The organism is Psychromicrobium lacuslunae, assembly GCF_000950575.1.
GTDB lineage: Bacteria > Actinomycetota > Actinomycetes > Actinomycetales > Micrococcaceae > Renibacterium > Renibacterium lacuslunae.
In genome coordinates, this window is record NZ_CP011005.1 from 2,836,996 (window position 1) to 2,862,095 (window position 25,100).

At 59.6% G+C, this 25,100-nt stretch carries 21 protein-coding genes; 16 read left to right on the top strand and 5 right to left on the bottom strand.

Annotated elements, in window-relative coordinates:
- Positions 1–36 precede the first annotated feature (36 nt).
- Both UM93_RS17245 and UM93_RS13340 read right to left on the bottom strand, forming a co-directional pair.
- Positions 37–1,578, bottom strand: a complete 1,542-nt coding sequence (locus UM93_RS17245; protein WP_052663800.1) for a sensor histidine kinase — start codon at positions 1,576–1,578, stop codon at positions 37–39.
- The gene (locus UM93_RS13340) at positions 1,575–2,267 is read right to left on the bottom strand and encodes a response regulator transcription factor (protein WP_045076035.1); all 693 of its coding nucleotides are present in this window, start codon (positions 2,265–2,267) and stop codon (positions 1,575–1,577) included. Before UM93_RS13340 ends, UM93_RS17245 begins: the two co-directional genes overlap by 4 nt.
- A gap of 247 nt (positions 2,268–2,514) precedes the next feature.
- Here UM93_RS13340 and UM93_RS13345 point away from each other — a divergent pair, with 247 nt between their 5' ends.
- The 7 genes from UM93_RS13345 (at position 2,515) to UM93_RS13370 (ending at position 9,230) form a co-directional block, all read left to right on the top strand.
- Positions 2,515–2,814, top strand: coding sequence for a metal-sensitive transcriptional regulator (locus UM93_RS13345; protein ID WP_045076036.1), 300 nt, complete (start codon positions 2,515–2,517; stop codon positions 2,812–2,814).
- Positions 2,815–2,861: 47 nt separating this feature from the next.
- Positions 2,862–3,068 (top strand): heavy-metal-associated domain-containing protein, encoded by a 207-nt coding sequence (locus tag UM93_RS13350; protein ID WP_045076038.1) that lies wholly within the window; start codon positions 2,862–2,864, stop codon positions 3,066–3,068.
- Entirely contained in the window at positions 3,065–3,238 is a 174-nt protein-coding gene (locus UM93_RS17725) for a hypothetical protein (protein WP_157874151.1), read from the top strand. The genes UM93_RS13350 and UM93_RS17725 overlap by 4 nt, the downstream gene beginning before the upstream one ends.
- Positions 3,239–3,251: 13 nt before the next feature.
- Positions 3,252–5,567 carry a heavy metal translocating P-type ATPase gene (locus tag UM93_RS13355; protein WP_267884320.1) on the top strand — a complete coding sequence of 772 codons (2,316 nt, stop codon included), beginning with the start codon at positions 3,252–3,254 and terminating at the stop codon, positions 5,565–5,567.
- Between the two features lie 192 nt (positions 5,568–5,759).
- Complete coding sequence (locus UM93_RS13360) at positions 5,760–7,883, top strand: heavy metal translocating P-type ATPase (protein WP_045076039.1); 2,124 nt, start codon at positions 5,760–5,762, stop codon at positions 7,881–7,883.
- A gap of 101 nt (positions 7,884–7,984) precedes the next feature.
- Entirely contained in the window at positions 7,985–8,617 is a 633-nt protein-coding gene (locus UM93_RS13365; protein WP_045076040.1) for a histidine phosphatase family protein, read from the top strand.
- Positions 8,618–8,708: 91 nt separating this feature from the next.
- A complete protein-coding gene (locus tag UM93_RS13370) occupies positions 8,709–9,230 on the top strand; it encodes a tetratricopeptide repeat protein (RefSeq protein WP_045076041.1) in 522 nt (173 codons plus the stop codon).
- 78 nt (positions 9,231–9,308) lie between these two features.
- Here UM93_RS13370 and UM93_RS13375 read toward each other — a convergent pair whose 3' ends face one another.
- The 3 genes from UM93_RS13375 to UM93_RS13385 form a co-directional block, all read right to left on the bottom strand.
- The gene (locus UM93_RS13375) at positions 9,309–11,477 is read right to left on the bottom strand and encodes a hypothetical protein (protein ID WP_157874152.1); all 2,169 of its coding nucleotides are present in this window, start codon (positions 11,475–11,477) and stop codon (positions 9,309–9,311) included.
- A gap of 216 nt (positions 11,478–11,693) precedes the next feature.
- Positions 11,694–12,770 (bottom strand): LacI family DNA-binding transcriptional regulator, encoded by a 1,077-nt coding sequence (locus tag UM93_RS13380; RefSeq protein WP_045076044.1) that lies wholly within the window; start codon positions 12,768–12,770, stop codon positions 11,694–11,696.
- 7 nt (positions 12,771–12,777) lie between these two features.
- Positions 12,778–13,800 carry a hydroxyacid dehydrogenase gene (locus UM93_RS13385; protein ID WP_045077457.1) on the bottom strand — a complete coding sequence of 341 codons (1,023 nt, stop codon included), beginning with the start codon at positions 13,798–13,800 and terminating at the stop codon, positions 12,778–12,780.
- 255 nt (positions 13,801–14,055) lie between these two features.
- On the opposite strand from UM93_RS13385, the gene UM93_RS13390 reads away from it, so the two are divergent.
- The 9 genes from UM93_RS13390 to UM93_RS13430 are packed head-to-tail and all read left to right on the top strand — an operon-like array spanning position 14,056 to position 25,088.
- On the top strand, positions 14,056–15,054 hold the full coding sequence (locus tag UM93_RS13390; RefSeq protein WP_234399316.1) for an ABC transporter permease: 999 nt from the start codon (positions 14,056–14,058) through the stop codon (positions 15,052–15,054).
- A complete protein-coding gene (locus UM93_RS13395; RefSeq protein ID WP_234399317.1) occupies positions 15,035–15,964 on the top strand; it encodes a carbohydrate ABC transporter permease in 930 nt (309 codons plus the stop codon). Before UM93_RS13390 ends, UM93_RS13395 begins: the two co-directional genes overlap by 20 nt.
- Positions 15,965–16,010: 46 nt before the next feature.
- Complete coding sequence (locus tag UM93_RS13400) at positions 16,011–17,654, top strand: extracellular solute-binding protein (RefSeq protein WP_052663801.1); 1,644 nt, start codon at positions 16,011–16,013, stop codon at positions 17,652–17,654.
- A 50-nt stretch (positions 17,655–17,704) separates the two neighbouring features.
- Positions 17,705–19,684: a DUF2264 domain-containing protein gene (locus UM93_RS13405; RefSeq protein ID WP_045076046.1), complete on the top strand. Its 1,980-nt coding sequence runs from the start codon at positions 17,705–17,707 to the stop codon at positions 19,682–19,684.
- Entirely contained in the window at positions 19,681–21,045 is a 1,365-nt protein-coding gene (locus tag UM93_RS13410; RefSeq protein WP_234399318.1) for an alpha-L-fucosidase, read from the top strand. Before UM93_RS13405 ends, UM93_RS13410 begins: the two co-directional genes overlap by 4 nt.
- Positions 21,045–21,863 (top strand): sugar phosphate isomerase/epimerase family protein, encoded by an 819-nt coding sequence (locus UM93_RS13415; protein ID WP_045076047.1) that lies wholly within the window; start codon positions 21,045–21,047, stop codon positions 21,861–21,863. Before UM93_RS13410 ends, UM93_RS13415 begins: the two co-directional genes overlap by 1 nt.
- The gene (locus tag UM93_RS13420; protein ID WP_045076049.1) at positions 21,860–23,044 is read left to right on the top strand and encodes a Gfo/Idh/MocA family protein; all 1,185 of its coding nucleotides are present in this window, start codon (positions 21,860–21,862) and stop codon (positions 23,042–23,044) included. Before UM93_RS13415 ends, UM93_RS13420 begins: the two co-directional genes overlap by 4 nt.
- On the top strand, positions 23,041–24,177 hold the full coding sequence (locus UM93_RS13425; RefSeq protein ID WP_045076050.1) for a dihydrodipicolinate synthase family protein: 1,137 nt from the start codon (positions 23,041–23,043) through the stop codon (positions 24,175–24,177). The genes UM93_RS13420 and UM93_RS13425 overlap by 4 nt, the downstream gene beginning before the upstream one ends.
- Positions 24,174–25,088, top strand: coding sequence for a sugar phosphate isomerase/epimerase family protein (locus tag UM93_RS13430; RefSeq protein WP_045076051.1), 915 nt, complete (start codon positions 24,174–24,176; stop codon positions 25,086–25,088). The genes UM93_RS13425 and UM93_RS13430 overlap by 4 nt, the downstream gene beginning before the upstream one ends.
- Positions 25,089–25,100 lie beyond the last annotated feature (12 nt).

The following is a 25,100-nucleotide window of genomic DNA, read 5'->3' on the forward strand; positions in this document are numbered from 1 at the left end:
GTTTCCGGGCTCGGCTACGGCCAAGTCACCGTTCTGCTACAGCTGAGTGGAGGACGATCCGGGAGAGGTTGGCAGAGTAACAGTAAAAGTGCTGCCAGTGGATCCGCTACGCACCGAGATACTGCCGCCGAGTACCCGTAGGTTCTCCTTCACCAGACTCAGTCCCAGCCCGGTGCTACCTCGATGTCGAGAGAGATCGGACTTATAGAAGCGATCAAACAACTGAGGCAACTCATCCGGCGGAATCCCGGCGCCGCTATCCTCGACCGCGATCTCGCAGTCATCGCCCAGCGCGCTGAGTATTATCCGAGCCTTTCCCCCGCCGTGATTGAGCGCATTGGATACCAGATTGCCGATCACCACATCGAAGCGCCTCGGATCACTCTCGATCCATGATGATCCTTCGGATTCCAAACTGACCAGAGTGAGCCAACCACGTTCGGTGATCAGTAGCTGGAGCCGTTCAGCAACGTCGAAGCGCTGTCTTTGCAGCGAGATCTGCCCAGCGTCAAGGCGTGAGATTTCCAGCAAATCCTCGATCAAAATGGCGAGCCGACGGGAAGCAGATGCGGTGAGTTTCGCCGCCTCCGCGGTGTCTTCCGGGGCGGTATCCGGACTATCCAGCACATCGGCGGTGGCCAACATCGCCGCGGTGGGAGTGCGTAGTTCATGGGCGACATCCGCAACGAATCTTTTGGCTCGGGCCTCAGAGGCTTCCAACTCCGTCATGCTCTGATGCAGTCGGCTAGAGGTGTCATTGAAACTGTTGATCACTCCGCTCAGCTCGCTGACCCCACTCGGCTTGATTTCTGCCGCCTCCCCGGAAGCACCAAGGTCTTCGACAGCTTTCTGCAAACTCAGCACCGGTCGGAGTAGCTGACGCGACAGCAACACCCCGATGAAAGCCGCTGCGAGTCCCACCGTCAGGGTGAGCAGTCCGGCATTAAGGGTGAGTGAATTGATTTGGGCGTCCTGTTTGTCCAGCGGATACTTTGCGTAAAGCACCACGGTCATCACGTTCTGCGTTGCCTCACCGGGTTCAGGGCCAACATCAGAGGGGGTGGCTGAAGGCGATGCGGGTGCCGAGGTCGGTCTACCACTGCCAGGCACGGCTTCGGGCCGTCCGGAGCTTTCGAAAATGTTCACCTGTTTCGCCATACTAACCAAGTAGTAGGAAACTCCGCCTTCGCTGATTCGAGCGAAGCTAGGTACCACTCCAGCGAGGCCGGGTGGCCGGAAGCTCTCGGGAATTTCACTCATTGGCAACATGCCGTGGCTAAGTCCAAGCGCTGGCAAGCTCAGCACCGTCGGCCCTCTCAGACCAAGTAACTGATTAAAAATCTGTTCGTCGGTTTGCGGCTTGCCGGCCACGCTGTCCCGCTGCCAGGAACTGGGCAGGTTTTCATAGATGGCGTTGAAGTCATCGAGCAGCCGGTTTTGTTCGGCCTCTAAGATATTGGCCCGCGCCGACCAGGTGGTGGCCGCCCCCACGGTACCCGCTGCAATCGCGGCAATCAACGCGAAGCCTACGCCGAGCCGAAAACTCAGGCTGCCAAAAAGTTGCTTGACTTTCTTCATTTTTGCTGGTCGAAGCGGTATCCGAACCCTCTGACAGTAACCACGATCTGCGGATGAGCCGGGTCATCCTCGATCTTGCTCCGCAGTCTTTGAATCGAGGCGTCAACCATCCTAGATTCCAGCAAATATTCGACCCCCCACACCGCTTGAAGCAGCTGTTCTCGGCTGCGCACCTGCCCTGGGTAGCGGGACAGCTCCAGCAATAACCGGATCTCGGTTGGCGAGAGCGCGAGTTCCGCGCCGTCTTTGCTCACCTGCAGGGCGTCCCGGTCAATCCTGAGCGAGTGACTGAGCACCACATCGGGTTCATTCTCGTTCTTTTCCACCGCGCCACGACGCAGCACCGCCCGGATTCTCGCCTCCAGAATCGCTGGCTCGACCGGTTTCACCACATAGTCGTCAGCACCTGCTTCCAGTCCGAGAATCACATCAACATCGTCGCCCCGTGCAGTCATCATAATGATCGGTAACTGACTGCTTTGCCGAATGAGCCGGCAGACCTGCAAACCATCGATATCTGGCAGCATCAGGTCCAGGATGACTAGCTCCGGCGGATTGCCGCCAATTGCCTTGGCCACCCCTTCAGCGCCGAGGAACACTCCCTCCACACTGTGACCGCGCTGGCTAAGCGCCAGCCGGAAGGCAGCGTTAATCTCGGGGCTGTCCTCGACGATCAAGATCTTTGCCAAACCAACTCCTGTGACTTCTGGCGACCGCTCCCGAGCAGCCGGAAATCTCAACCACGGCGCTCCGCTGTCGCCAGTCTAAACTGCGCTACTGCCCGATGTGCGGGGTTGTTACCGAGCTGTCGCATAAGTGCTGAGAACTTGTTACCAACTTACCCCCTTGCACACATACCCCATGAGGGTATAAGTTTGAGATCTGAAATACCTGAGGGGGGTACCATTAGGTATCACTCAATGGAATGGGAAGAACATGTCTGAAACTGCTGCACCACACGGATACATCCACAATAAGGACGACTACCTTCGACGACTCCGTCGGCTTGAGGGTCAGGCTCGTGGCCTGCAAAGGATGGTCGAAGAAGAGAAGTACTGCATCGACATCCTGACACAGGTCTCGGCCATGACTAAGGCGCTGCAATCCTTTGCCCTCGGTTTATTGGACGAACACCTGGATCATTGCGTGCTAGATGCTGCAAAAGCTGGCGGCAGCGAGGCAGAGATCAAACTCAAGGAAGCCTCCGACGCCATTGCCAGACTGGTCAAATCCTAGACAAGGACACCTCACGCTAGCCGCGTGAAAACCGAAAGGAACACCCCATGAGCACCACCGCCAACTACACCGTCACCGGCATGACCTGCGGCCACTGCGCCGCCTCGGTCACCGAAGAAGTCAGCGAGATCCCCGGCGTGAGCGATGTTCAGGTCGCGCTGGAAACCGGCGTGGTCACAGTGACCAGCGAGCAACCGCTGGAGGAATCCCAGGTCCGCGATGCGGTCACCGAAGCTGGCTACCAGCTGGTATGAGCACCTCGGCGAAACTTCTCGGCTTTCTGGCTATCCTGCTAGCCGCTTTCGCGCTGGCCTTCGGAATCGGAAAGCTCTTTGCACCGCTGAACACGGTTGATCAGCCGCAGCATGCCCTGAATAGCTTCGCCGCGAATAGTTTTGCCTTGAATTTCATCCAGCCCAACTGAGGAAAGGGACCTAGTGGCTAGCACGGTAACACCCAAGTCACCGCTCATCTCAGAGTCGGCGCTGCAGAGCATCGAGCTCGACATCACAGGTATGACCTGCGCCTCCTGCGCCAATCGAATCGAGCGAAAACTCAATAAGCTTGATGGCGTTTCTGCCACCGTGAACTATGCCACCGAAAAAGCCAAGGTTAGTTTTCCGGAGAGCGTCAGTACCAGCGATCTGGTAAGCCAAGTTGAGGCCGCCGGTTACCAAGCACAACTCCCCGTTCCAGCGTCGAGCACATCGCAAGCGCAAGCGCCGGATGCTACCTTGGCGCTCCGCAATAGATTGCTGATTTCGGCCGCACTTTCGGTCCCGGTGGTGCTAATTGCCATGGTGCCCGCCTGGCAATTCACCTACTGGCAATGGCTCTCGCTGACTCTGGCAGCCCCCGTCGTGGTTTGGGGTGGCTGGCCTTTCCATCGAGCTGCTTGGCAGAACCTGCGTCATGGCTCCAGCACCATGGACACGCTAATCTCGGTTGGCACCATCGCCGCTCTTGGCTGGTCGGTTTACGCACTTTTTTGGGGTAGCGCCGGGATGCCGGGAATGACGCACCCCTTTGAATTCACCATCAAACGCTCCGACGGTTCGGCAAATATCTACCTGGAGGCCGCCGCCGGCGTAACCACTTTCATTTTGGCCGGACGCTATTTCGAGGCCCGTTCCAAACGCCAGGCCGGCGCCGCGCTGCGAGCTCTACTTGAACTCGGCGCTAAAGAGGTGACGGTACTACGCGAGAGCCCGGCCGGCGTCACTGAGGAAAAAATCGCTATTGAACAGCTCGCGGTGGCGGATCGCTTTGTGGTGCGACCAGGCGAAAAGGTAGCAGCGGACGGAGTGATTGAGACTGGCAACTCGACCTTAGACGTTTCGATGTTGACCGGCGAATCATTACCGGTCGACGCCTCGGCTGGCGATCAGATCGCCGGAGCCACTATTAATGGCGCCGGCCGATTGATTGTGCGGGCGACTAGGGTGGGTGCTGATACCCAGTTGGCCAGAATGGCGCGACTGGTGGAAGACGCGCAGAACGGCAAAGCGCAGGCACAACGGCTCGCTGATCGAATTTCCGGCATCTTCGTGCCGATCGTGATTGGCTTATCGGTGGCTACCCTGGGCTTCTGGCTCGGTTTCGGCGAAGGCCTCTCAGCTGCCTTTACCGCCGCCGTCGCGGTGCTCATTATTGCCTGCCCCTGCGCGCTAGGACTGGCAACACCTACCGCGCTGCTAGTTGGCACTGGCCGCGGCGCACAACTGGGCATTTTGATCAAAGGCCCAGAGGTCCTTGAATCCACCCAGCGCGTCGACACCATTGTGCTGGACAAAACCGGCACCGTGACCACCGGTCGAATGAGCGTTCTTGAGGTAGTTGCCGCCGATGGCGAGGCCGAAAGCACTGTATTGCGGCTGGCCGGCAGTCTGGAAAACGCCTCCGAGCACCCCATTGCGCAAGCAATTGCGGCTGCTGCCAAGGCCCAGCCCGGCGGCTTGAGCGCGGTCGCGGATTTCCAAAATATCGAGGGCCTCGGGGTGCTGGGCGAGGTAGCGGCAGAACGCTCAGATAACCAAGCCGCGGTTCCGCGCCGCGTTGTTGTGGGTCGGCCGCAATTACTGGATGACCAGGGCTACCACACTTCAGCCGAATTGAGCGAGGCGCTGAAGCGGGCGCAATCCGCTGGCGGCACCGCCGTGCTGGTGGGATGGGACGCTCGGGCTCGTGGCCTTGTGGTGGTAGCGGACACGATCAAAGACAGTTCGACCGAGGCGATTTCGCGGTTCAAAGCACTCGGTCTAAAGCCGATCTTGCTTACCGGCGATCATCGACATACCGCGCAGGCGGTGGCCGAACAGGTCGGTATTGACGCCGACTCCGTGATCGCCGAAGTATTGCCGGTGCAGAAAGTTCAAGTGGTCAAGGAGCTACAAACTCAGGGCAAGACTGTCGCCATGGTGGGCGACGGCGTTAATGACGCAGCAGCGCTAGCCCAAGCGAACCTCGGCCTCGCAATGGGCACCGGCACCGATGTGGCTATCGAGGCCAGCGACCTCACCTTGGTGCGCGGCGACCTGAGAGTGGCTGCCGACGCAATCCGGCTCTCCCGTCGCACCCTTTCGACAATTAAAGGAAATCTGTTCTGGGCCTTCGCCTATAACGTTGCGGCCTTGCCTCTCGCCGCGGCCGGCCTGCTGAATCCAATGCTGGCGGGCGCTGCGATGGCTCTCTCCTCGGTCTTCGTGGTGAGCAATAGTCTGCGATTGCGTGGTTTCAAGCCACTGAGTCGCTGAGCCAGGGGTAGCTAGGTTTTCCGCCCCTTTGACACGAGACTTCGCGCGTCGGCTTCGCCGCCACGCGGGGAGCTCGCGAGGCGGGGCTCTAAAACCTAGCTACCCCTGGCTAAACGTCAAAACGCTGTGCCTTGACTCACTATTTTTAACATTGATTTATACCCCCTAGGGGTATATTTTGGAGGTATGAACATGTCAGATCAACACCAGCAGATGACGGAATCCGGCCAACAGAGGACCGAGGACCATGATCAACATGTGCATCACGATCATCCGGCGCATCAAGCGAGTGCTGGACACTCGGGGCAGATGAACCACTCGGAGCACGATGGTCAAAGCGGGCACGGTGACCATGTGGCACAGTTCCGTAGGCTGTTCTGGATCATGCTGGTGATCGCCCTCCCGGTGGTGCTACTCAGCCCGATGTTCGCGATGATCATTGGATACTCACTTCCCGAACTAGAGTGGTTGAGCTGGGTGCCGCCGGTGCTCGGCACGGTGCTCTACCTCTGGGGCGGCAAGCCATTCTTAAGCGGCGCACTGAGTGAGCTGAAATCCCGCCGGCCCGGCATGATGTTGCTGATCGCGCTGGCCATCACGGTGGCTTTCCTTTCCTCCTGGGGCGCCACGCTGGGCCTGCTAGATCACGAACTGGATTTCTGGTGGGAACTCGCGCTGCTGATCGTGATTATGCTGCTGGGCCATTGGATCGAAATGCGTTCGCTAGCTCAAACCTCCTCGGCACTCGATTCACTCGCCGCGCTATTACCGGATCAGGCCGAGCGGCTGGAGAACGGCGAGGTAGTGCTAGTTTCCCCGGCCGAGCTGAAAGTCGGCGATCTGGTGCTGGTCCGCCCGGGTGGATCAATCCCCGCCGACGGTAAAATCCTGGAGGGCAGCGCCCAAATCGACGAATCCATGGTGACCGGCGAGTCTCGCCCGGTAGCGCGTGCTCAGGGAGATTTGCTGGTGGCTGGCACCGTGAGCATAGACTCCGGGCTGCGTCTCGAAGTCACAGCGGTTGGTGAGGATACTGCGCTGGCCGGAATTCAACGCTTGGTCACCGAAGCCCAAAACTCCTCCTCCCGGGCGCAGCGATTGGCCGACACCGCCGCCGCGTGGCTGTTCTGGTTTGCTCTCGGCGCCGCCGCAGTGACCGCCCTGGTCTGGAGCGTGATCGGTCTACCTGATATCGCGGTGGTACGCACCATCACCGTGCTAGTCATTGCCTGCCCGCACGCTCTAGGCCTGGCCATCCCCTTGGTCGTCTCGATTGCCACCGAGCGAGCTGCCAAGGCCGGAGTGCTGGTCAAGGACCGGATGGCGCTGGAGAGTATGCGTACCATCGACACCGTGCTCTTCGACAAGACCGGCACCCTGACCAAGGGCGAACCGGCGCTGAGCCAGATTGCGAGCACCGAGAGCTACCCCGAGCAGCAAGTGTTGCAGTTAGCTGCAGCAGCCGAATTCGCCAGTGAACATCCCTTAGCGCGGGCGATCCTGAGCACTGCGCAGGCCCAAGGGGTGGAGATTCCGCAGGGGACAGATTTCACTTCCTCTCCGGCCGTTGGAGTCAGCATTCGCCTCGCGGGCGAACAAATCAGTGTTGGCGGCCCGGCATTGCTGGAACAGCATGGGCAAAGCGAACTGCCCGTCGCAGAGCAGTGGCGCGCTGAAGGCGCCATCATCTTGCATGTGCTCGCCGATGGAATCGTGATCGGGGCGCTCAAACTCGTCGATGAGATCCGCGAGGAGTCACGCCAGGCCGTTGCGGCTTTGCAGGCCCGCAATATCCAGGTGGTGATGATCACCGGCGACGCCGAAGCAGTGGCGGAATCGGTGGCCGCCACATTGGGAATTGACCGGGTCTTCGCCCGGGTGCGGCCCGAAGACAAGGCTGCCAAGGTCAAGGAACTCCAGGCGGAGGGGCGCAAGGTGGCGATGGTCGGTGACGGGGTGAATGACGCACCCGCTCTGGCGCAAGCTGAGGTTGGCATTGCCATTGGGGCCGGCACCGACGTCGCGATTGCTTCCGCTGGCGTGATCTTGGCCAGCGATGACCCACGCTCGGTGCTCTCGGTGATCAAGCTCTCGCAAGCCAGCTATCGCAAGATGAAGCAGAACCTGTGGTGGGCAGCTGGCTACAACCTGCTCTCGGTGCCGCTCGCGGCCGGGGTGCTGGCACCTATAGGCTTCGTGCTACCGATGTCGGTGGGCGCGATTCTGATGTCACTCTCCACCATTGTGGTGGCCGCCAACGCGCAGTTGCTGCGACGGCTCGACTTAGCCCCGAATTCGGTCCAAGATCAGCTTTAGTGGCTGCACCACTTAGCAGCCCAACAACAGTGCTGAGATATCCTGGCTCCGTTTTAGAACGGTAATCTGGTGCAGCTGCTACGGGAAGAGAGGAGACCGAGATGCGTACCCTCTACCTGGTCACCCATCCGGAAGCCACTCATCACACCGAGGGTCTGGTCGGTGGCTGGTACGACTCCGAACTAACCCCAGCCGGGGCGCGAGCTGCGGTTGCAATTGCTGAAGAGCTACGAAAAAGAATTCCTCAGACCGCCGACGTCGAACTCTTCAGCTCCGATCTGAAACGCACCGTTGCCACAGCCGAGGAGATCGCTCAGCGATTCCGACTAACGCCGATGCTTGATCGAAGACTGCGGGAAAAATCCTATGGCGAGGCGGAAGGAAAAGCGGTCGGGTCAACCCCCGGCTACCGACCGCCACCCGCCGAGGGCGATCGATTGCACTATCAGGATGGGGTTCGTGGCGCAGAGACGATCGCAACCTTCGCCGCGCGGGCATACCAAGCAATGACTGAGATCCTTTCTCGCGACTGCGAGCATCAAATCCTGGTGACGCACGGCGGCACGGTTACCTTCCTGATCGCCAGCTGGATCAAGATGCCGCCCGAGTCCCTGGGGTATGTGAATTTCCGAGCGGCCCCGGGCAGCATCACCGTATTACGCGAGGATTCAGCCTCGCACCATCGCCGAGTGGAGAGTCTTGGCGAGGTGGGCCACCTCGTCGAAATCAGTTGAGTTCCCGGTTCTGGTGTCAACTGAGCACCATCAACTGAGTACTATCGGGTAAGCGCGGCTAAAATTCTGAAGCCATCGAAAGGAACAGTAAATGACCTCCGAACCTAGCGCCGCCCTAGAGGCAGCAATCCGCGAGGGCTTCGAACGGCGTGATCGAGAAAATATGGCACCCACCATTGACTACTTTGAACGCCTGCTCGCTGAGCACCCCGATAATCCCTTCGTGCTTTACGAAGTCGGCGGGTCTTATGACACCGACGGACAGGAAGAACGAGCGGTCAGCTATTACGAACGGGCCTTGGCCGGAGGCCTGAGCGGGGACACCCGACGCCGCTGTCTGCTGCAATACGGCTCGACGCTGCGGAACCTGGACCGCTTTGCCGATTCTCTGGAGGTCTTTGCCCAGGCACGGGCCGAATTCCCCGAATCTGACTCGCTCCGAGTATTTCAGGCGCTCTCACTACACGCCGCTGAGAAATATGACCAGGCCTTGGCGGAGCTACTGCTGCTCAGCGCTGACCGGATCGATAGCGACGAAATCAGGCGTTACGAAGCGGCGATCCGTGGCAATGCCGAGTATTTAAAGGAGCGAAGCAGCGGATTGGCGGATTAAGCCAGTGGTGGGTTGTTGCCTGATCAGCAACAACCCACCAACCGGCGACCGATCCACCGAAGTGGGCCGGCTATCGGGCTAAGGCGCTAAGCTAATGGCCAAGATCTGACCAGCATTGCCGAAGTTCTGACCGGCCAGGACGAACTTACCGCCCTGAAGCTGCAAGCTCATGCCGCTATTGCGGTTCACCAGACGATACTGTTTCACACCGGAAATACCGGTGACCGAGGCCGCTGCCTGAGTGCTGGGCGAAGAGCTAGCCGTCAGGGTGCTAGGGGTATTGGCAGTCACCGGTTGCAGGTACCACTGATCGCTGCCTCCCGGGGTACCGTTACCACCGTTGCCGGCCGCACTGAACTCGGCCAATGCTGCCCCCAGTGACGCCTGAGCGCCCTGCGCCCTGGCTGCCGCAGCACCGCTAGCGCCGATTTGCAGGTACTGTCCGGTGGAGACGTTTTGAAGGCGATAGAAGCCACTGTTGTAGGCGGCGTTGCTTTCGTCCTTGACCGGAACAATCTTCCATTTATTGCTCCCGGTGCCGATAACGAGCTGGTTGCTGCCGAGCGAAAGCTGGTAGCTGGAAGCTGGATTGATCGCGTTGCCGGTCGAATCCAAAGGCAGTCGCCCCACTGAATAGCTCGGCTGCGAGGCACTGTGCGGAGTCTGCGAAATCGTCGAAACCGTCCGGGTCAGCGCCGAGAGGGTCCGATAGGTCCGACCGCTCACGTTCTGATTGCTCAGACTGCCATTATCGATACCCGATAGATACGCGTTCGTGGTGCCGGCTGGCTGTTTGCCCACCGGAACCCAGCTGTTCGGCTTGCCCAAGTCAGCGGTCTCGTAGACGTAGCCGTTGTAGCTCACCGCACGGTAGCGCTGCGAGTAAGCGTTATAACTAATAATCGATTCCTCGATCCGGAACTCTTGGACATAGAGCCGTTTCGACGCGGCGTTCTGATAGATGCTCTTGCCCGCCGAAACGAGCTGAGACCTGCTATCACCACTGTTATTGGTCACCGTGATGTTGATCTTCTTATCCGCGGTCGGCTGCACCAAGACGGTGGCGCCGATAGCCGGGTCATTGAACTCCACCTGGCTCACCGCCTGCCCACTGGCGTCGGTCAAGGTACCGGCCACCGAATTTGCTTGGTACTTGGTACCTTGCGGGGTGGCGAACTCGAAAATCCCAGTGCTCGGCACCTTGTAATTAGAGAAGTACAGCGCGCTGCCGTCAGCACCACTACCTTGGTAGCTGACCAAATCTTGGGCCGCGTTATAGGAGGCATCAAGGTCGAGCGAACTGCCGATCATGCCGTCCTGACCGCCGAGTCCAGGCTCGGTCCATTTACCCTTGGAGTACTTGTTCCAAGTGCCGGGTGCCATCTTGCCGCTAATCGGCGCCCTGGCCATCGAGAACCATTTCCCAAAGGCTGTGTAACCCGGTTTGGTCATAATCTGCTCGTTGTAGAGCAGATAGAAGTAGCCGCTCGCATGGTCGATGAAGAGCCGCACCCCGGCGATGCCGTATGACCAGGTATTGGCCGGAAAAGCTGTGCTATCGGCGACGCCATTGTGCTGGTAGGGAGAGGTGACGATGGCACCCTGATAATCCCAGGTCTTGCCTTTGTCCGATGACGAGGCCATCAGAATCCGGTTGTAGTGAATCCCGCTGCCGACCCGCTCATTCGGAGTCGGGTTACCGGTCGCCCAAGGATTGAATTGGAACTCATCATTGACAGCGCCGTACCAGGTGCCGGTTGCCGGATCTACCCAGATGCCGATCACATCGCAATGATCATCCTGATACAGCGAGGGGGCTGGGTTCACCGGCTTCTGATCGACCTTGTAGCACAGCGAGCCCGGCTCGTTCATGTGGGTATTGGCGGTATTAAGGGTGGTTGTGGTGCCTAGCCCGCTGCTGACCGTACCGAGGTCGGAATTGGTGTAAGTCTTGGTCACCGAATCGGTAGTCGAAGGATCGGTGGGTTTGGTGTAGAGAGAGTAGGAGCTAATCCAGTGGAATTCGCCATCATTATCGACGAATGCAGAACCGGCAATATCCCCGTTCAGGCCGCTCTTCAGGGCAGGATTGGTGGTACTTCCATAATCAGGAAAAGGCTGCGTCGGCGCAGCACTCGCCGATGATGGCGCGACGAACGATAGAACCAGTAGGCCGAGGGTCAAAGACGCTAACCCGACTCGGTGTTTAGTCAGTGATCGTGTGGATCTATGGACGGTGTGAGACATGACATTACCCTTCGATGGGTGGATGAAAATGTTGTATAGTAAGCGCTTACTATGGCAAACATAGTATGTTTAGCAACTACCACTGTCAATAGTTCCCGGAATTAAAGGGTTTCCATGACGCCAGTTCATAAAGTGATCGGATGATTACACGTTCTGGCGAAAACGTTTACTGATGAGTTTGACGCCTGCTCCAGCCGGAGCGGTCGGCAGCGCTACTTAGATGGCGCGAACCGAGTCACGAATCACCACATGGGTTCCCAAAGTCGAGTTTGCCGACTCAGAACCATACTCAAAGCGACCCAAGGCCGCCTTGACTGCCTCACGGCCCAGGTCTTCCAACGGCACATTCACGGTGGTCAATCGCGGTCGCACCTCTCGGGAGACCGGGATATTGTCGTAGCCCACCACTGAGATATCCTCAGGCACCCGCAGACCTGCCTCCGCGATGGCCTCCATCGCACCCACCGCGACCAGGTCATTAGCACCGAAAACCGCTGTGAACTCAGTCTTTGAGGCCAGGATCTCGCGCATCCGCTGATACCCAAACGGTCTACCGAATTCACCGAGATGTACCAGTTCCGGGTCCGGTGCAATGCCCCGAGCTTGTAATGCTCGATTAAAGCCCTCGAATCTGGCAGCCGTCGTGGAAAGGTTTGCCGGGCCACCCAGGTAAAGGATCTTCCGGTGCCCCTGAGAAATCAAATAATCGGTGACCGCGAAGGCACCTCCCGAGTTATCGTAATTAACACTCACGGTTGGTACCTCCTCGCCGAGCGAGGGCCGACCACACAGCACCAGAACCGAGCCGTTTTCGGCCAACGCCTTCGCTCGTGCGGCCATTTTCTTACGATAGCCAGCATGATCCGAGGCACCGCCCACCAAAATCACGGCGTCGGCACGTTGCTCGCGCATTAGATCCACGATGGCGAGTTCCCGATCACGATCCGCCTCGGTGGCCATAATCAAACACAAACGGTTCTCCGAGCTAGCCTGCCGCTCAACACCGCGGGCCACATAGCCGAAAAAAGGGTCAGCGACATCGGCGATCACAATGCCGACCGTTCGGGTGGTGGCACCAGCAAGCGCCCGGGCGTGAGCATTGGCAACATAACCCAGCTTTTCAACGGCATCGAGCACCCTGGATTTGGTTGATTCGGCCACCGGATAATTTGCGCTGAGCGTCCTAGAAACGGTAGCCACCGAAACTCCGGCCTGGGCAGCCACATCGGCAATGGTGGCTACTGGTCGGGAGTTTCGCGCCGCCGATTGAGGCTCGGTTGTGGATGCACCCATCCTCACATTATGCAATCCGGGAGAGATCATTGACGATTACCGGGTATTGGAAGTTCTGCCCCTGCGCCAGTCGGTGCAGTTCGGAAATAGCTTGCCTGCCCAACCGTCGCACCTCATTACCCATCGCGCCGGCGATGTGCGGGGTGATAAAAACATTGGGCAATCGGTACAGCGGCGAGTTGCTGGGCAGCGGCTCCGGGTCGGTGACGTCAAGGAAGGCGTCAAGTCGTCCGGAACTCACCTCCGGGAGCAAAGCGACCGTGTCCAGTAGGCTACCGCGGGCGGTATTGATCAACACGGTGCCATCGCACATTGCCGCCATCTCTGCGGCACCAATCATCTTGATCGTTTCCGGGGTAGCCGGGGCATGCAGGCTCACCACCTGCGATTGCCGACAGAGCTGCTCAAGTTCGACTTGTTCGGCACCAAGGGCAGTCGCCTCCGCGGCCGATAGATAGGGATCGTAGACAACGGTTCGTAACTCAAAATTTTTCAGTAACTCAAGCACCTTACGCCCCACTTGAGAAGCACCGACGACGCCCACCGTCACGCCAAAGCTACCCACCGGCGGCATCCGGCGAAGATCACGGAAGGAACCCCCGCTACGCAGCTGGTGCTGGAATCGGGTCGCCCGCTTGAGTCCCATAATGACGCTCGCCACCGTGTACTCGGCCACCGGGACTGCGTTCGCTACCGCCGCCGAAGACACCTGAATACCAGCACTGAAAACCTCTTGGGCCAAAAAGGTCTTGACAGTGCCGGCGGCATGCACGACATACCGCAGCTTAGGCATTGCGCTCAGCTCGGTAGCGCTAATCCGCGGTGTGCCCCAGCCAGTAATCAGCACCTCGAGTTGCGCCAACTCTGCCGGGTCAACCTCGGCGAAGCTCTGGATTGGCTGAGTGTCGCTCAGTTCAACGAGTTGGCTGAGCTCAGCCCACTCAGCAGCGCCGAAGAGCTCACACGATGAATCTACGTCCATCGCCAACAACGCACGAAGGCGATGTGGTCTGGCCAGCTCCCGCGTCATCTCGCATCCTCCCTGGGTAGCCGGTAGCGGCTCGCTGCAATTCTCAACGACCATCACCGCCCCAATCATTAGATAATTTAGTAAGCGTTTTCTAGAAAGATATTCAACCACAAAGTGCTTGCTACAGCTACATTCCTCAATATTTAGGCGAAATTAATCTGAAAAACTGTTATTGACATCACATTCTCTTCCAAGCATACTGGGGACTTAGAAACCGCTTACTATGCTTTCGTCGCCGATCCAAGGAGCTGTAGAGTGACCGTGCTGAATGCGCCCCCGCGGAGCCACGCCGCCGAAGCAGCCACCGAACCACCGGTGCCACAGCTGCGAAAACGCTCCTTCCGGCAACGCCTGAAGCGGGATCGAGTAATGCTGGCGCTGGTGCTGCCGGGCTTCCTGTTCTTTGTGGTCTTCAACTACATCCCCCTGCTGGGCAATATTGTTGCCTTCTTGGACTACCGTCCCTACCTCGGCTTCATTGACAGCGTCTGGGTTGGTTTGGAGAACTTTGCCGCACTGCTCAGCGACCCCGCGTTCTGGCAAGCCTTCCGCAATACCCTGGTAATCACCTTGGTACAGCTAGTGCTGTTCTTCCCGGTACCGATCCTGCTCGCCTTGTTCCTGAACAGCATCATGTCGAAGCGGCTGCGGAAGTTCATTCAGAGCGTGATCTACCTGCCGCACTTCATTGGTTGGGTGATCATCGTGGTGCTGTTCTCCGAAATGCTGGGCGCGGGTGGGGCGTTGACTCATTTCCTCGAATCTCTCGGGCTGCCCGGCTTCAATGCGATGAACACTCCTGAGTTCTTCCCCTTCCTGATCACCCTGCAGAGCATCTGGAAAGATGCGGGCTGGGGGACCATCATCTTCCTAGCAGCCATCGCCAATATCGATCAAGAACTCTACGAAGCGGCCGCAGTTGACGGCGCGAAGGCCCGGCACCGACTATTCAACATCACCTTGCCCGGCATCTTCCCGGTCATCCTGCTGCTGTTCATCCTGCAATTGGGCAGCATTCTCTCGGTTGGCTTCGAACAGATCTTGCTGCAGCGCGATAATGTCGGGCCGCAAGCCGGTGAGGTACTTGAAACTTACGTCTACTTCAACGGTATCCAGGGTGGTCAATGGGGAATCGCGGCCGCCGCCGGACTTATCAAGGGCGTAGTTGGCCTGGCCTTGGTGCTCGGTGCCAATAAGCTGGCCCACAAATTCGGACATGAAGGGATCTACACCAGTGGCAAACAACGTCGTTGATCGCCCGCTGCGGTGGCGGAACAGCAAGCGCAGCGAGCGCCCCACCTGGATGGAAAAACCGCACCCAGTCAGCTTGATATTCAAGCTGCTGGCGATCGCATTAATCATTTTTCTGACCCTTTACCCGATGCTCGCGGTGCTCGGCACCAGCTTCTCCGGCCAGGCTGAAATAGCGCAGAACAATGGCTTGGTGCTCTTCCCCCTGCATCCCACCTTCGACGCCTACCAGACCATCTTCTCCGGCGGCGTGGTCACCAGTGCACTCCTCAGATCGCTACTGATCACCATTGTCGGAACCGCTGCCTCGCTGGCCATCACCGTGGCAATGGCTTACGGCCTGACCAGGCGAGACCTGGTTGGCGGCAAGTTCTTCCTCACCGCGGCACTTTTCACCATGCTGTTCAGCGCGGGCATCATCCCGAATTTCCTGGTGGTCAAGGAGCTGGGCTTGCTCAATAATTACGCCGCTTTAATCCTGCCGGTGATGATCTCTGCCTTCAATTTGATTGTGATTCGTTCCTTCTTTCAGAACCTCCCCCAGGAGCTGATCGAAGCGGCGCGAATCGACGGTGTGGGCGATTTCGGCATCCTGATCCGGATCGTGCTGCCGCTCTCCAAAGGTGTGCTGGCGGTAATCGGCCTGTTTTACGCGGTCAATTACTGGAATGCCTTCTTCAGCGCGATGCTCTATCTGGACGCCGATCAATGGCCACTGCCGATGATCCTGAGGCAATATGCCCTGCTCGGTCAACCGATGACGGACGGCGCAAATACTGCCGAAATCGCGGCCCCATCACAAGCCATCCAGATGGCTGTCGTGGTGATCAGCCTGATCCCCATCGTGCTGGTCTTCCCTTTCCTCCAGCGTTACTTCACCAAGGGCGTCCTCACCGGCGCCGTCAAAGGCTGAGTCCTCAGCACCAGGCCAGCTAACCATCCCACTACCGAAGGAAATCATGACCGAATCCTTGAGCCACAGCAGCCGCCGGTCCTTTCTGGCACTGGCGGGACTGAGTACCGCATTCATTGGCACTGCCTTCCTGACCGGCTGCGGTCAACGCACCCCCTCCGGCAACGTGACCGGAGGAGATGTCACCCTGCCTCAGTACACCCCGGCCAAAGATTTTAAGCCTGACTTGGCTGGCACCAAGGACGGTGTACCGGCGGCCTTCTACAACTATCCGAAACCTTACAAAACAGTCAGTACGCCACCGCTCAAGGGCCAAAGCTACAGCGCCACGACGCTGCTCTTCGGTCCGGTAGCCAACGCTAAAAACAACAACCCGGCCTGGCAGGAAATTGAAAAACGCCTCGGCGGCAGCATTGAACTCACCGCGGTCTCTTCCGACGACTACGGCACCAAGCTGAATACCCAAATCGCGGGTGGCAACCTACCGGACATGATGTTCAACGATGGCGCCGCGATTCCCGATATTGTCAGCTTCCTGCAGTCCAGTTGTGCCGATCTGACTCCTTTCCTCAGTGGCGAAAACATCAAGGCTTACCCCAATCTGGCAGCGATTCCCGAGGTCTATTGGAAGGCCTGCGTACAGGCCGGGAAGATCTATTTCCTGCCCATCCCGCGCGGTCTGACCGGAGGATCCGGTTTCTTCAACCACACCCTGCTGAAGCAGGCAGGCATTGAATCAACCGAGCAGATCAAGAACAAAGACGATTTCAGCTCAGTGCTCAAGGAACTCACCCGGCCACAGCAGAACCAATGGGCGCTAGGTAGCACCGGCTTCGGCCTGCCCACCCTGCACCACATCTTCCGCACTCCTTACCAGTGGCGCTTGGATCAAAATGAATTGGTCAAGGACTTTGAGACCGACGAATATCTGGCGGCGGTTGAGTACGCTGCGGGCCTCTACAAAGCCGGCTATTACTGCCCAGGATCGGACGGCTGGACGAAGAGTCAGATGGTCAACGCCTTCGTCTCCGGCAAGGTCACCATGATCTACGACGGGCTGCCCGCCTACCTGAGCAGCACCGGTTATGCGGTCTCACTACCCCAGGCCAACTCCAGCTACCGAGCGATGCCAATTATTCCGTTCGGGCACGATGGCGGTAAGGGGCAGGCCTGGATCGACAACGTTGTAGTGGGAACCACAATGTTCAAGAAGAACGACGAGAACAAAATCAAAGACCTGCTCTCGGTGGCAAACTTCCTGGCGGCACCCTTCGGCAGCGAAGAGTACCTATTGATCAACTACGGCATTGAGGGCACTGACTACACTCTCGACGCGAAAGGTAATCCGCAGGCCACCCCGCAGGCGCAGCAGCACACCGGGGTACCGTGGAAATTCCTGGCCGCTCCGCAGCAGGCAATTTACAGCCCACTCGGTAAAACTCCGGTGGACACTCTGCATGCTGCCTATACCAAACTCATTCCGGGCGCCTCGGTGAATCCTTGCGCCAATCTTTTCAGTGCCACCGATGCGGCCAAGGGCAACGTCCTGAGCAAGGGCGTCACCGATACAGTGAAGGGCTTTATCGCCGGGCGGCAAAGCATGGACGACCTCAAAAACTCGATCAACAAATGGAAGCAGTCCGGCGGAGACACTATCCGAGGAGAATACGAGAAACTACTGAGCAAGTAACACTTCTCCCCGCACCGCGACCGGCCAATCTTCAAGGACACTTTTTCACCATGTCACCGTCCCCTTTTGCCTTACCTGCCCTCGATCCCGTGCTATCCGCGCGGACCGGTTGGACCCGAGAGCACTGGTGGCGCACCGCCGACCGCTGGCTGGCTCCGGTGCTTGCCGCCGCCAGTCCTGGACACGCCTTGCCGGTGCTGCCGGGCCGGGTGACGCGCGACGGCGAGCGTCGGGAGAGCATGGAGTTGATTGGCCGCAGCCTGCTCTTGGCGGCACCGCGGATCGCTGGTGCCCATCAGTCCACTAGCTCCGCCGAAGAACGTGCCGACGGTGAACGGCTTGCAGCCTGGTACCGACAGGCGCTGATTAGCGGAACCAGCCCGGATGGGCCGGAGGCCTGGCCACTGGGGGTTTCCTGTCGGACGCCCTTGCAAGGGGTGACCAATTCCATCGTGGAAGCCGCCAATATTTCCTATGCCCTGGCGACCGCGACTGAGCAGCTCTGGGAGCCGCTCAGCGATTCCGAAAAAGCTCAGCTGGCCGCCTGGCTGCGTCATCACGCCTCGCTAGAGGTCTGGCAGAACAACTGGCAGCTTTTCCCGGCGCTCGCCGAGGGCTTCCTACGTTCGGTGGGTGAGGACGTCCGTGGGCTGCATAACTCCCGGAATGTGGCGAGAGTTGAGGGTTGGTACACGAACGAGGGTTGGTACACGGACGGTCCGGAACACGCCTATGACTACTACAACGCTTGGGCTATTCACCCCTACTTAGAGGCCTGGTATCGGCTGACCGGAACCACGCAGAGCGCGGAAGGGCAACGCCATCTTGGCCGGCTGAGCGAGTTCGTCGCAGGTTTCGGCAGCTTCGTCGCCGACGATGGTTCGCTGCTACATTTTGGTCGCTCGCTCAGCTATCGCACCGCTGCCCTGGCCGCACTGTGGAGTGCAGAAGCGGCCGGGGTAAACCCGCTCGGTCCGGGTGAGTCCCGAGCCCTCGCCTCCGCCGTGCTCAGCCGATTTATCGATCGGGGTGTCGGGGTCGACGAGCCGCTGAGCTTGGGCTGGTACCAGCCCCACCTCGGCAGCTGCCAAAGCTACAGCGGATTCGGCTCGCCCTTCCTGGCTGGTATCGGCTTCTCAGGCTTAGCGCTGCCAGCCGATCACCCGGTCTGGACCAAACCCGAGCCGAGCGCTGAGACCACCAACGCAGCCGCCGTCATCCGTTCAGTGCCTGACCTCGGCTGGTCGCTGGCGCGTGCCGATGGCGTGGTCAGGCTGATTAACCATGGCAGCGATCACTGCTGGTTGCCGGTGGAGGGAGGCGCCGACCCGGACGATCCGCACTACGCTAAATTCGCCTATTCCTCACATACCGCACCGGGAACCGGTGCCGCCTGGCGGGACAATATCGACGGCCATCTGGCGCTACTGAATGCCGACGGCGTGGCCAGCCGCCGTGCCGCACTGCGCGGAACTCGCAGTGAAGGCGCGATCAGCGGATCTGTTCAGCTGCCACAACTCAACGGCAAGACCCTGCCCGGCAGTGCGGTGCTGACCGTGTCAATTCTGCACGCCGACCATGAGTTGCGCTGCCACCTGGTGTACGGGGCGGAGCATTACAGCCTTCGTGAAGGCAGCTTCGCGCTGGCCGCAGAGCAACCACCGGAGCTGAGCATCGAAGGCCTCGCCGCCCGGCTGGAAACCGCCGAGCTGCGTAGCGGGCTGCTCGGCCTGCACGGCTGGCAAAGCATTAGCTCGGCGCGCTACCAGGGGTGCAATGCGCTCGGTGAGCACTCAGCAGTGGCCTTCCTGCAGGCCACCGGCTCTCCGGGTCCTACGGTATACATCGCGCTACACAGCTTGGGCCGCAGCGCACCGCCGCGCCAGGCTGCCGAGGTAGTGAGGGTCGAAGTGGCGGGCTCGAGCGTGCACTGGAACTGGGTCGACGGGGAATCCGGGACGGTCGACATTGCCAGCTTTGTGCCCTGGGACGGCGTGCTCAAAGGATTCAGCGAAAGGGTCATCGGGTGATTGAACTCAATTACGGCGCGAGCCGACAGCAGCCCCGGCAAGATGCCGCGATGCAGCGGTTTCGTGAGCATCGCTTCGGTCAGTTCGTGCACTGGGGGCTTTACGCCATGCCGGCCGGCTACTGGCAGGGCACAGAGTATCGTTTTGCGGCGGAATTTCTGCAAAAAACCGCCAATATTCCGGAGCCGGAGTGGGCGGAATTGGCTCAGCAGTTCAGTGCTGAGGCTTTCGACGCCGATGCCTGGGCCGCTCTGGCAGCTCGCAGCGGGGTCAAATATGCCACCTTCACTACCAAACATCACGATGGCTTCTGCCTCTGGCCGAGCCAGTACACCGACTTCCACTCCGGAAACACGCCGGCCGCCCGCGACTTCATCGGCGAACTAGTCGCGGCCTATCAGCGACACGGTATTGATGTCTACCTCTACTATTCAGTGCTGGACTGGCACCATCCGGATTGGCGCTATCGCCTGGAGAGTGCCGAGGATCAGCAGGCCTTCAAGCGTTATTTGGATTTTGCCATGAACCAACTGGTGGAATTGGCGCAACGTTACCCCAGCGTGAAGGGTTTCTGGTTCGACGGCACCTGGGACGAATCGGTAAAGGCCAATGGCCGCTGGACCTGGGAAGTGGAACAACGACTTAAGGAACTCATCCCAGGGCTCATCGTGAGCAGCCGACTGCGCGCCGATGACCTGGGAGCCCGGCATCGTGATTCAAATGGCTCGCTGATGGGTGACTACGAGAGCGGCTATGAACGTCGGCTGCCAGACCCTTGGGACCGCTCGGTCTGCGAGCAGGACTGGGAGGCGTGTATGACGATTCCGCAGGCCAGTTGGGGCTACCACGCCGGGCCCTGGGCGAAGCGAACTCGGAAGAGCGCTGCGGAGCTGATCGATATGATCGCGCACTGCACCTCATTAAGCGGGAACTTCCTGCTCAACTTCGGGCCACGCGGCGATGGTTCTATTGACCCGGAGGATGCCGCCCTAGCCGAGCAGATCGGCAATTGGCTGGCTCAGAACGGGGCGGCAATCTACGGCAAAGGCGTGGCCACGAACTGGAGTTACCCAGGCTGGGGTTATTACACCCAGGAGGCGGATTCGGAAACCGTGTATGCGGTAGTGACAAAATGGCCAACCGCTCGTCGGCTCCGCTTGCAGTTGCCAGCGGGTGAACGGTTACTCGCTGCCACCCTCTTGCGGGAACCCGCCCTGCAACTGAATCCTCAGGAGCTGGAGACTTCGCTTTTCGAACTTGAGCTGGGCAATAGCTCGGAGGAGACACTGGTTTTCGAGCTGACCACCGCAGCGGCAGAGGAGCAGAGCTGGACCGAGCCGAATCCGGATGTGATGGTCTAATGCCACTAGCATTTTCTACTCTGGGGTGCCCCTCCGCGAGCCTCGATGAAGTATTCGAATTGGCGAACCGCTTCGGCGTCCGCGGCCTCGAATTGCGTTCGGGTGACGACCAACTCGTGCACCCCGGGCTGAGCCCGGCCACCCGCACCGAACTACGCAGACGCTGCCAAGCCCAGGGCTTGCATCTGCTCAGCGTAGCCAGCTACCTGCGATTACTCGGTGGTGGCGTCGACAATGACCTCGACGATGCGGAGGCGCAACTCACCTTGGCCGCAGATCTGCAGGCCTACGGTCTCCGAGTCTTTCCCGGCGGTGCGACAGATCAGCCGGTAGACACCCAGAGCGATCAGGATTTACTGAAAAGCCTGTTACTGCTCTCTGAGCGTGCCGCCGCTCTGGGCGTCAAAGTGCTGGTAGAGACCCACGATCAATATCGTCGCGGTCGGGACCTGGCCCGCGTGCTGCTACAACTGGACAAGAGCCTTCCCGGCCACCAAGTCAGGGTGATCTGGGACCTCAGACACAGCTGGCAAGCGGGCGAATTGCCCTCGGAGACCTACCAGTTCCTCAGGCCCTGGCTCGGTTATCTGCAGCTTAAGGATCTACGGTCCAACGGAGAACTGGTCTTGCCCGGTCAGGGTGAGCTTCCGTTACGCGAGACGGTCGCGCTGCTCGGGGCGGACAGCTGGTATTCGCTGGAGTGGGAAGCGGCCTGGCACCCGGAATTACCTCCACTCGGCGCTGCCCTTGAGGCACTAGCTGAACTCAAACTTTTTAGCCAAAACGACACTGAGCTGGTCAAGAGAGGACCACAATGACAACGACTGACCTCAACCCCGGGGCTAAGAAGACACTCAAAATTGCCGCCCATGGGGTGACCGGCCGGATGGGCTATCGTCAGCACTTACTAAGGTCGCTGCTACCGCTACGCGAAACCGGGCTGCTACTGGAGGACGGTAGTAAAGTCGAGATCGAGTTGCTGATCCTTGGCCGAGATCAAGGGAAAATCAAAGAGCTCGCCAGCAAGCATCACATCGCGGAATGGTCGACCGACGTCGCTACCGCGCTCACCGACCCATCGGTCGACGTCTTCTTCGACGCGGCCACTACGACGATGCGACCCGACCTTTTGCACCGAGCGCTCACCGCGGGTAAACACATTTACTCCGAGAAACCCACTGCTCTCGACTCAGCTACTGCGATTTCCCTGGCCCGCGCCGCTGCGGGCTCGGAGCGCACCAGCGGGGTGGTGCATGACAAGTTGTACCTGCCCGGCCTGGTCAAGCTTCGTCGGCTGATCGACCAGGGATTTTTCGGCCGCTTGCTGTCCCTGCGCGGTGAGTTTGGTTACTGGGTTTTCGAAGGCGACACCCAGGCTGCGCAACGACCCTCCTGGAACTACCGGAAAGAGGACGGCGGTGGTATTACCACCGATATGTTCTGCCATTGGAACTACGTACTTGAGGGCCTGATTGGCCCGGTGCGCAGCGTCGACGCCAAGATCGTCACCCATATTCCGCAGCGCTGGGACGAGCAGGGTAAGGCCTACCAGGTCACCGCTGACGATGCTGCCTACGGCAGTTTCGAATTGGAAGGCCCCGATGGCGGCCAGGTAATAGCTCAGATTAACTCCTCCTGGGCGGTTCGGGTGCACCGCGATGAACTGGTGGAATTCCAGCTGGACGGCACCGAAGGCTCGGCCGTCGCGGGGCTTTTCCACTGTGTCGCTCAGCACCGGGCGAACACTCCTAAACCGGTCTGGAATCCCGATCTGCCGGTCGCCGAGTCTTTTCGCGAGCAGTGGTTTGAGGTGCCGGACAATGCCGCCCTGGAGAACGGGTTCGCGGCACAATGGCAGGAATTTTTGCGGGACTGTCTGGCTGGCCGGAAGCATCGTTTCGATCTACTCTCGGCGGCTCGCGGCGTGCAGTTGGCCGAGCTCGGCCTGGCGGCCAGCAGCGAGCGCCGCACCGTCGATGTACCGGAGATCGGCTTATGAGCAACCTCGGCCAGCTCGACGCGGCACCCCGTACTGCTCCGGTCTTCAATTCGCGCCGAGCCTATGCGGCTGCTCATGTGGTGCCCCAGGCCGAAGCTGAGAACACTCCGGGCGGCGCGGTGAAACTCGACTGGGACGCCACCTTGCGAATCCGGCATCGGCTCTGGCAACTCGGACTTGGCGTGGCAGAGGCAATGGATACCGCGCAGCGCGGTATGGGCCTGGACTGGCCGAGCAGTGCCGAACTGATTCGACGTTCCGCCCAGGAGGCACAAGCGGTGAACGGCCTCTTGGCCTGCGGAGCTGGCACCGATCAACTCGATCCAGCCAGCATCGGCGACGGTGGCGCCAAGGCTCTGAAACGCATTCTGGCTGCTTACCGGCAGCAAATCGATGTGGTGCAGAATGCCGGTGGAACAGTAATTTTAATGGCTTCTCGTGCTTTGGCTAAGGCAGCCAGGCATGCCGATGACTATTTCACGGTGTATTCCACCCTGCTTGATGAACTGGATCGTCCAGCGATCCTGCACTGGCTGGGCGATATGTTTGATCCGGCCTTGCGCGGATATTGGGGTTCGACCGATCTGCAGAGCGCCGAGCAGACCGTGCTGCAGATCATCAGCGCGCATCCCGAAAAGGTTGATGGCATCAAAATGTCGCTGCTGGATCCGGGCCGCGAAATCTCATTGCGCCGTCGTCTACCACTCGGCGTCAGAATGTACACCGGAGATGACTATAACTACTCATCGCTTATCCACGGCGATGAATACGGCCACTCGGATGCACTGTTGGGCGCCTTCGCAGCGATTGCCCCGGTGGCATCAGAGGCACTAGCGGCCTATGACCGCGGCGAACCGGAGCAGGGCCGAGCTCTGCTGGCCACTACCGAAGAGCTCAGCCGGCATATCTTCGCCGAACCGACCTACTACTACAAGACCGGCATCGCCTTCCTATCCTGGCTTAATGGCGATCAACCGGGTTTCCAGATGGTGGCCGGACTGCATGCCGCCCGCTCGGTGCCGCATTTGCGCGAGCTGCACCGGCTGGCCAGCCTGGCCGGGGTGCTCAAGGATCCTGGTTTGGCCCGCTCCCGGATGGACGACTGGTTGCGAGTCTGTGGAGTGCAGCGATGAGCGCCGAATCACTGACCAGGTTCTCGCTGAATACCGCCACCATTAAGCGGAGCTCATTAATTGAGGCAATCTCGTTGACGGCCCACTCCGGCTTGGGCTGGATCGGGCTCTGGCGAGATCGGGTCGCCGAGGTGGGCGTCAAGGAGGCTCGAGAACGGTTGGACGACGCCGGCCTGCGGGTCAGCTCACTGTGTCGCGGCGGTTTTCTGAGTACCAGGGACCCTCGGGCCAGAGCGGAGGCACTAGCTGACAATCGGCGGGCCATCGCTGAGGCGGCCGAACTGGGAGCGAGCGAACTGGTGATCGTGGCGGGTGGGCTCTTTGACTTCGCGGGAGCCATTGCGGGCCGGGCCTCGGCAAATCAATATCCGGTGCTCACTGCCGGCGAGAAGGATTTGGCCGATGCCCGCCAACGGGTGGCCGAAGCGATCTCTATCCTGGTTCCCGAAGCCCTAGCCCACGGGGTCCGGCTCGCCCTTGAGCCTCTGCACCCGATGTACGTGGCTGATCGCGCGGTGCTCTCCACGCTGAGCCAGGCGTTGGACCTGGCCGAGCAGTTCGATCCGGCCGCGGTGGGTGTGGTGGTTGATAGTTTCCACGTTTTCTGGGACCCAGCGCTAAGACAGCAGATTCTGCGGGCCGGCCGGACTGGCCGAATTTCCAGCTACCAGATCAGCGACTTCGTGCTGCCGTTGGCGGCCGATAGCTTGCTCTCTCGCGGTTACCCGGGCAGCGGTTATATTGACTTTGGCACCATGACCCGATGGGTCACAGAGGCAGGCTATCTCGGGCCGGTGGAGGTTGAGATTTTCAACCAGCACATCTGGGACAGCCCGGCCGAAGAGGTGATCCGCCGAGCTAAGCAGGGCTTTCTCAGCCAGCTGCAACCGGCCCTCAGCTCCCTCAGCTGAGCTTTGGCATGG

What these genes read in the sequence shown, in the direction of transcription:
- UM93_RS17245 (WP_052663800.1), bottom strand. Translation starts at nt 1,578, where the DNA reads ATGAAGAAAGTCAAGCAACTTTTTGGCAGCCTGAGTTTTCGGCTCGGC.
- UM93_RS13345 (WP_045076036.1), top strand. Translation starts at nt 2,515, where the DNA reads ATGTCTGAAACTGCTGCACCACACGGATACATCCACAATAAGGACGAC.
- UM93_RS13350 (WP_045076038.1), top strand. Translation starts at nt 2,862, where the DNA reads ATGAGCACCACCGCCAACTACACCGTCACCGGCATGACCTGCGGCCAC.
- UM93_RS17725 (WP_157874151.1), top strand. Translation starts at nt 3,065, where the DNA reads ATGAGCACCTCGGCGAAACTTCTCGGCTTTCTGGCTATCCTGCTAGCC.
- UM93_RS13360 (WP_045076039.1), top strand. Translation starts at nt 5,760, where the DNA reads ATGTCAGATCAACACCAGCAGATGACGGAATCCGGCCAACAGAGGACC.
- UM93_RS13365 (WP_045076040.1), top strand. Translation starts at nt 7,985, where the DNA reads ATGCGTACCCTCTACCTGGTCACCCATCCGGAAGCCACTCATCACACC.
- UM93_RS13370 (WP_045076041.1), top strand. Translation starts at nt 8,709, where the DNA reads ATGACCTCCGAACCTAGCGCCGCCCTAGAGGCAGCAATCCGCGAGGGC.
- UM93_RS13375 (WP_157874152.1), bottom strand. Translation starts at nt 11,477, where the DNA reads ATGTCTCACACCGTCCATAGATCCACACGATCACTGACTAAACACCGA.
- UM93_RS13380 (WP_045076044.1), bottom strand. Translation starts at nt 12,770, where the DNA reads ATGGGTGCATCCACAACCGAGCCTCAATCGGCGGCGCGAAACTCCCGA.
- UM93_RS13385 (WP_045077457.1), bottom strand. Translation starts at nt 13,800, where the DNA reads ATGACGCGGGAGCTGGCCAGACCACATCGCCTTCGTGCGTTGTTGGCG.
- UM93_RS13400 (WP_052663801.1), top strand. Translation starts at nt 16,011, where the DNA reads ATGACCGAATCCTTGAGCCACAGCAGCCGCCGGTCCTTTCTGGCACTG.
- UM93_RS13405 (WP_045076046.1), top strand. Translation starts at nt 17,705, where the DNA reads ATGTCACCGTCCCCTTTTGCCTTACCTGCCCTCGATCCCGTGCTATCC.
- UM93_RS13415 (WP_045076047.1), top strand. Translation starts at nt 21,045, where the DNA reads ATGCCACTAGCATTTTCTACTCTGGGGTGCCCCTCCGCGAGCCTCGAT.
- UM93_RS13420 (WP_045076049.1), top strand. Translation starts at nt 21,860, where the DNA reads ATGACAACGACTGACCTCAACCCCGGGGCTAAGAAGACACTCAAAATT.
- UM93_RS13425 (WP_045076050.1), top strand. Translation starts at nt 23,041, where the DNA reads ATGAGCAACCTCGGCCAGCTCGACGCGGCACCCCGTACTGCTCCGGTC.
- UM93_RS13430 (WP_045076051.1), top strand. Translation starts at nt 24,174, where the DNA reads ATGAGCGCCGAATCACTGACCAGGTTCTCGCTGAATACCGCCACCATT.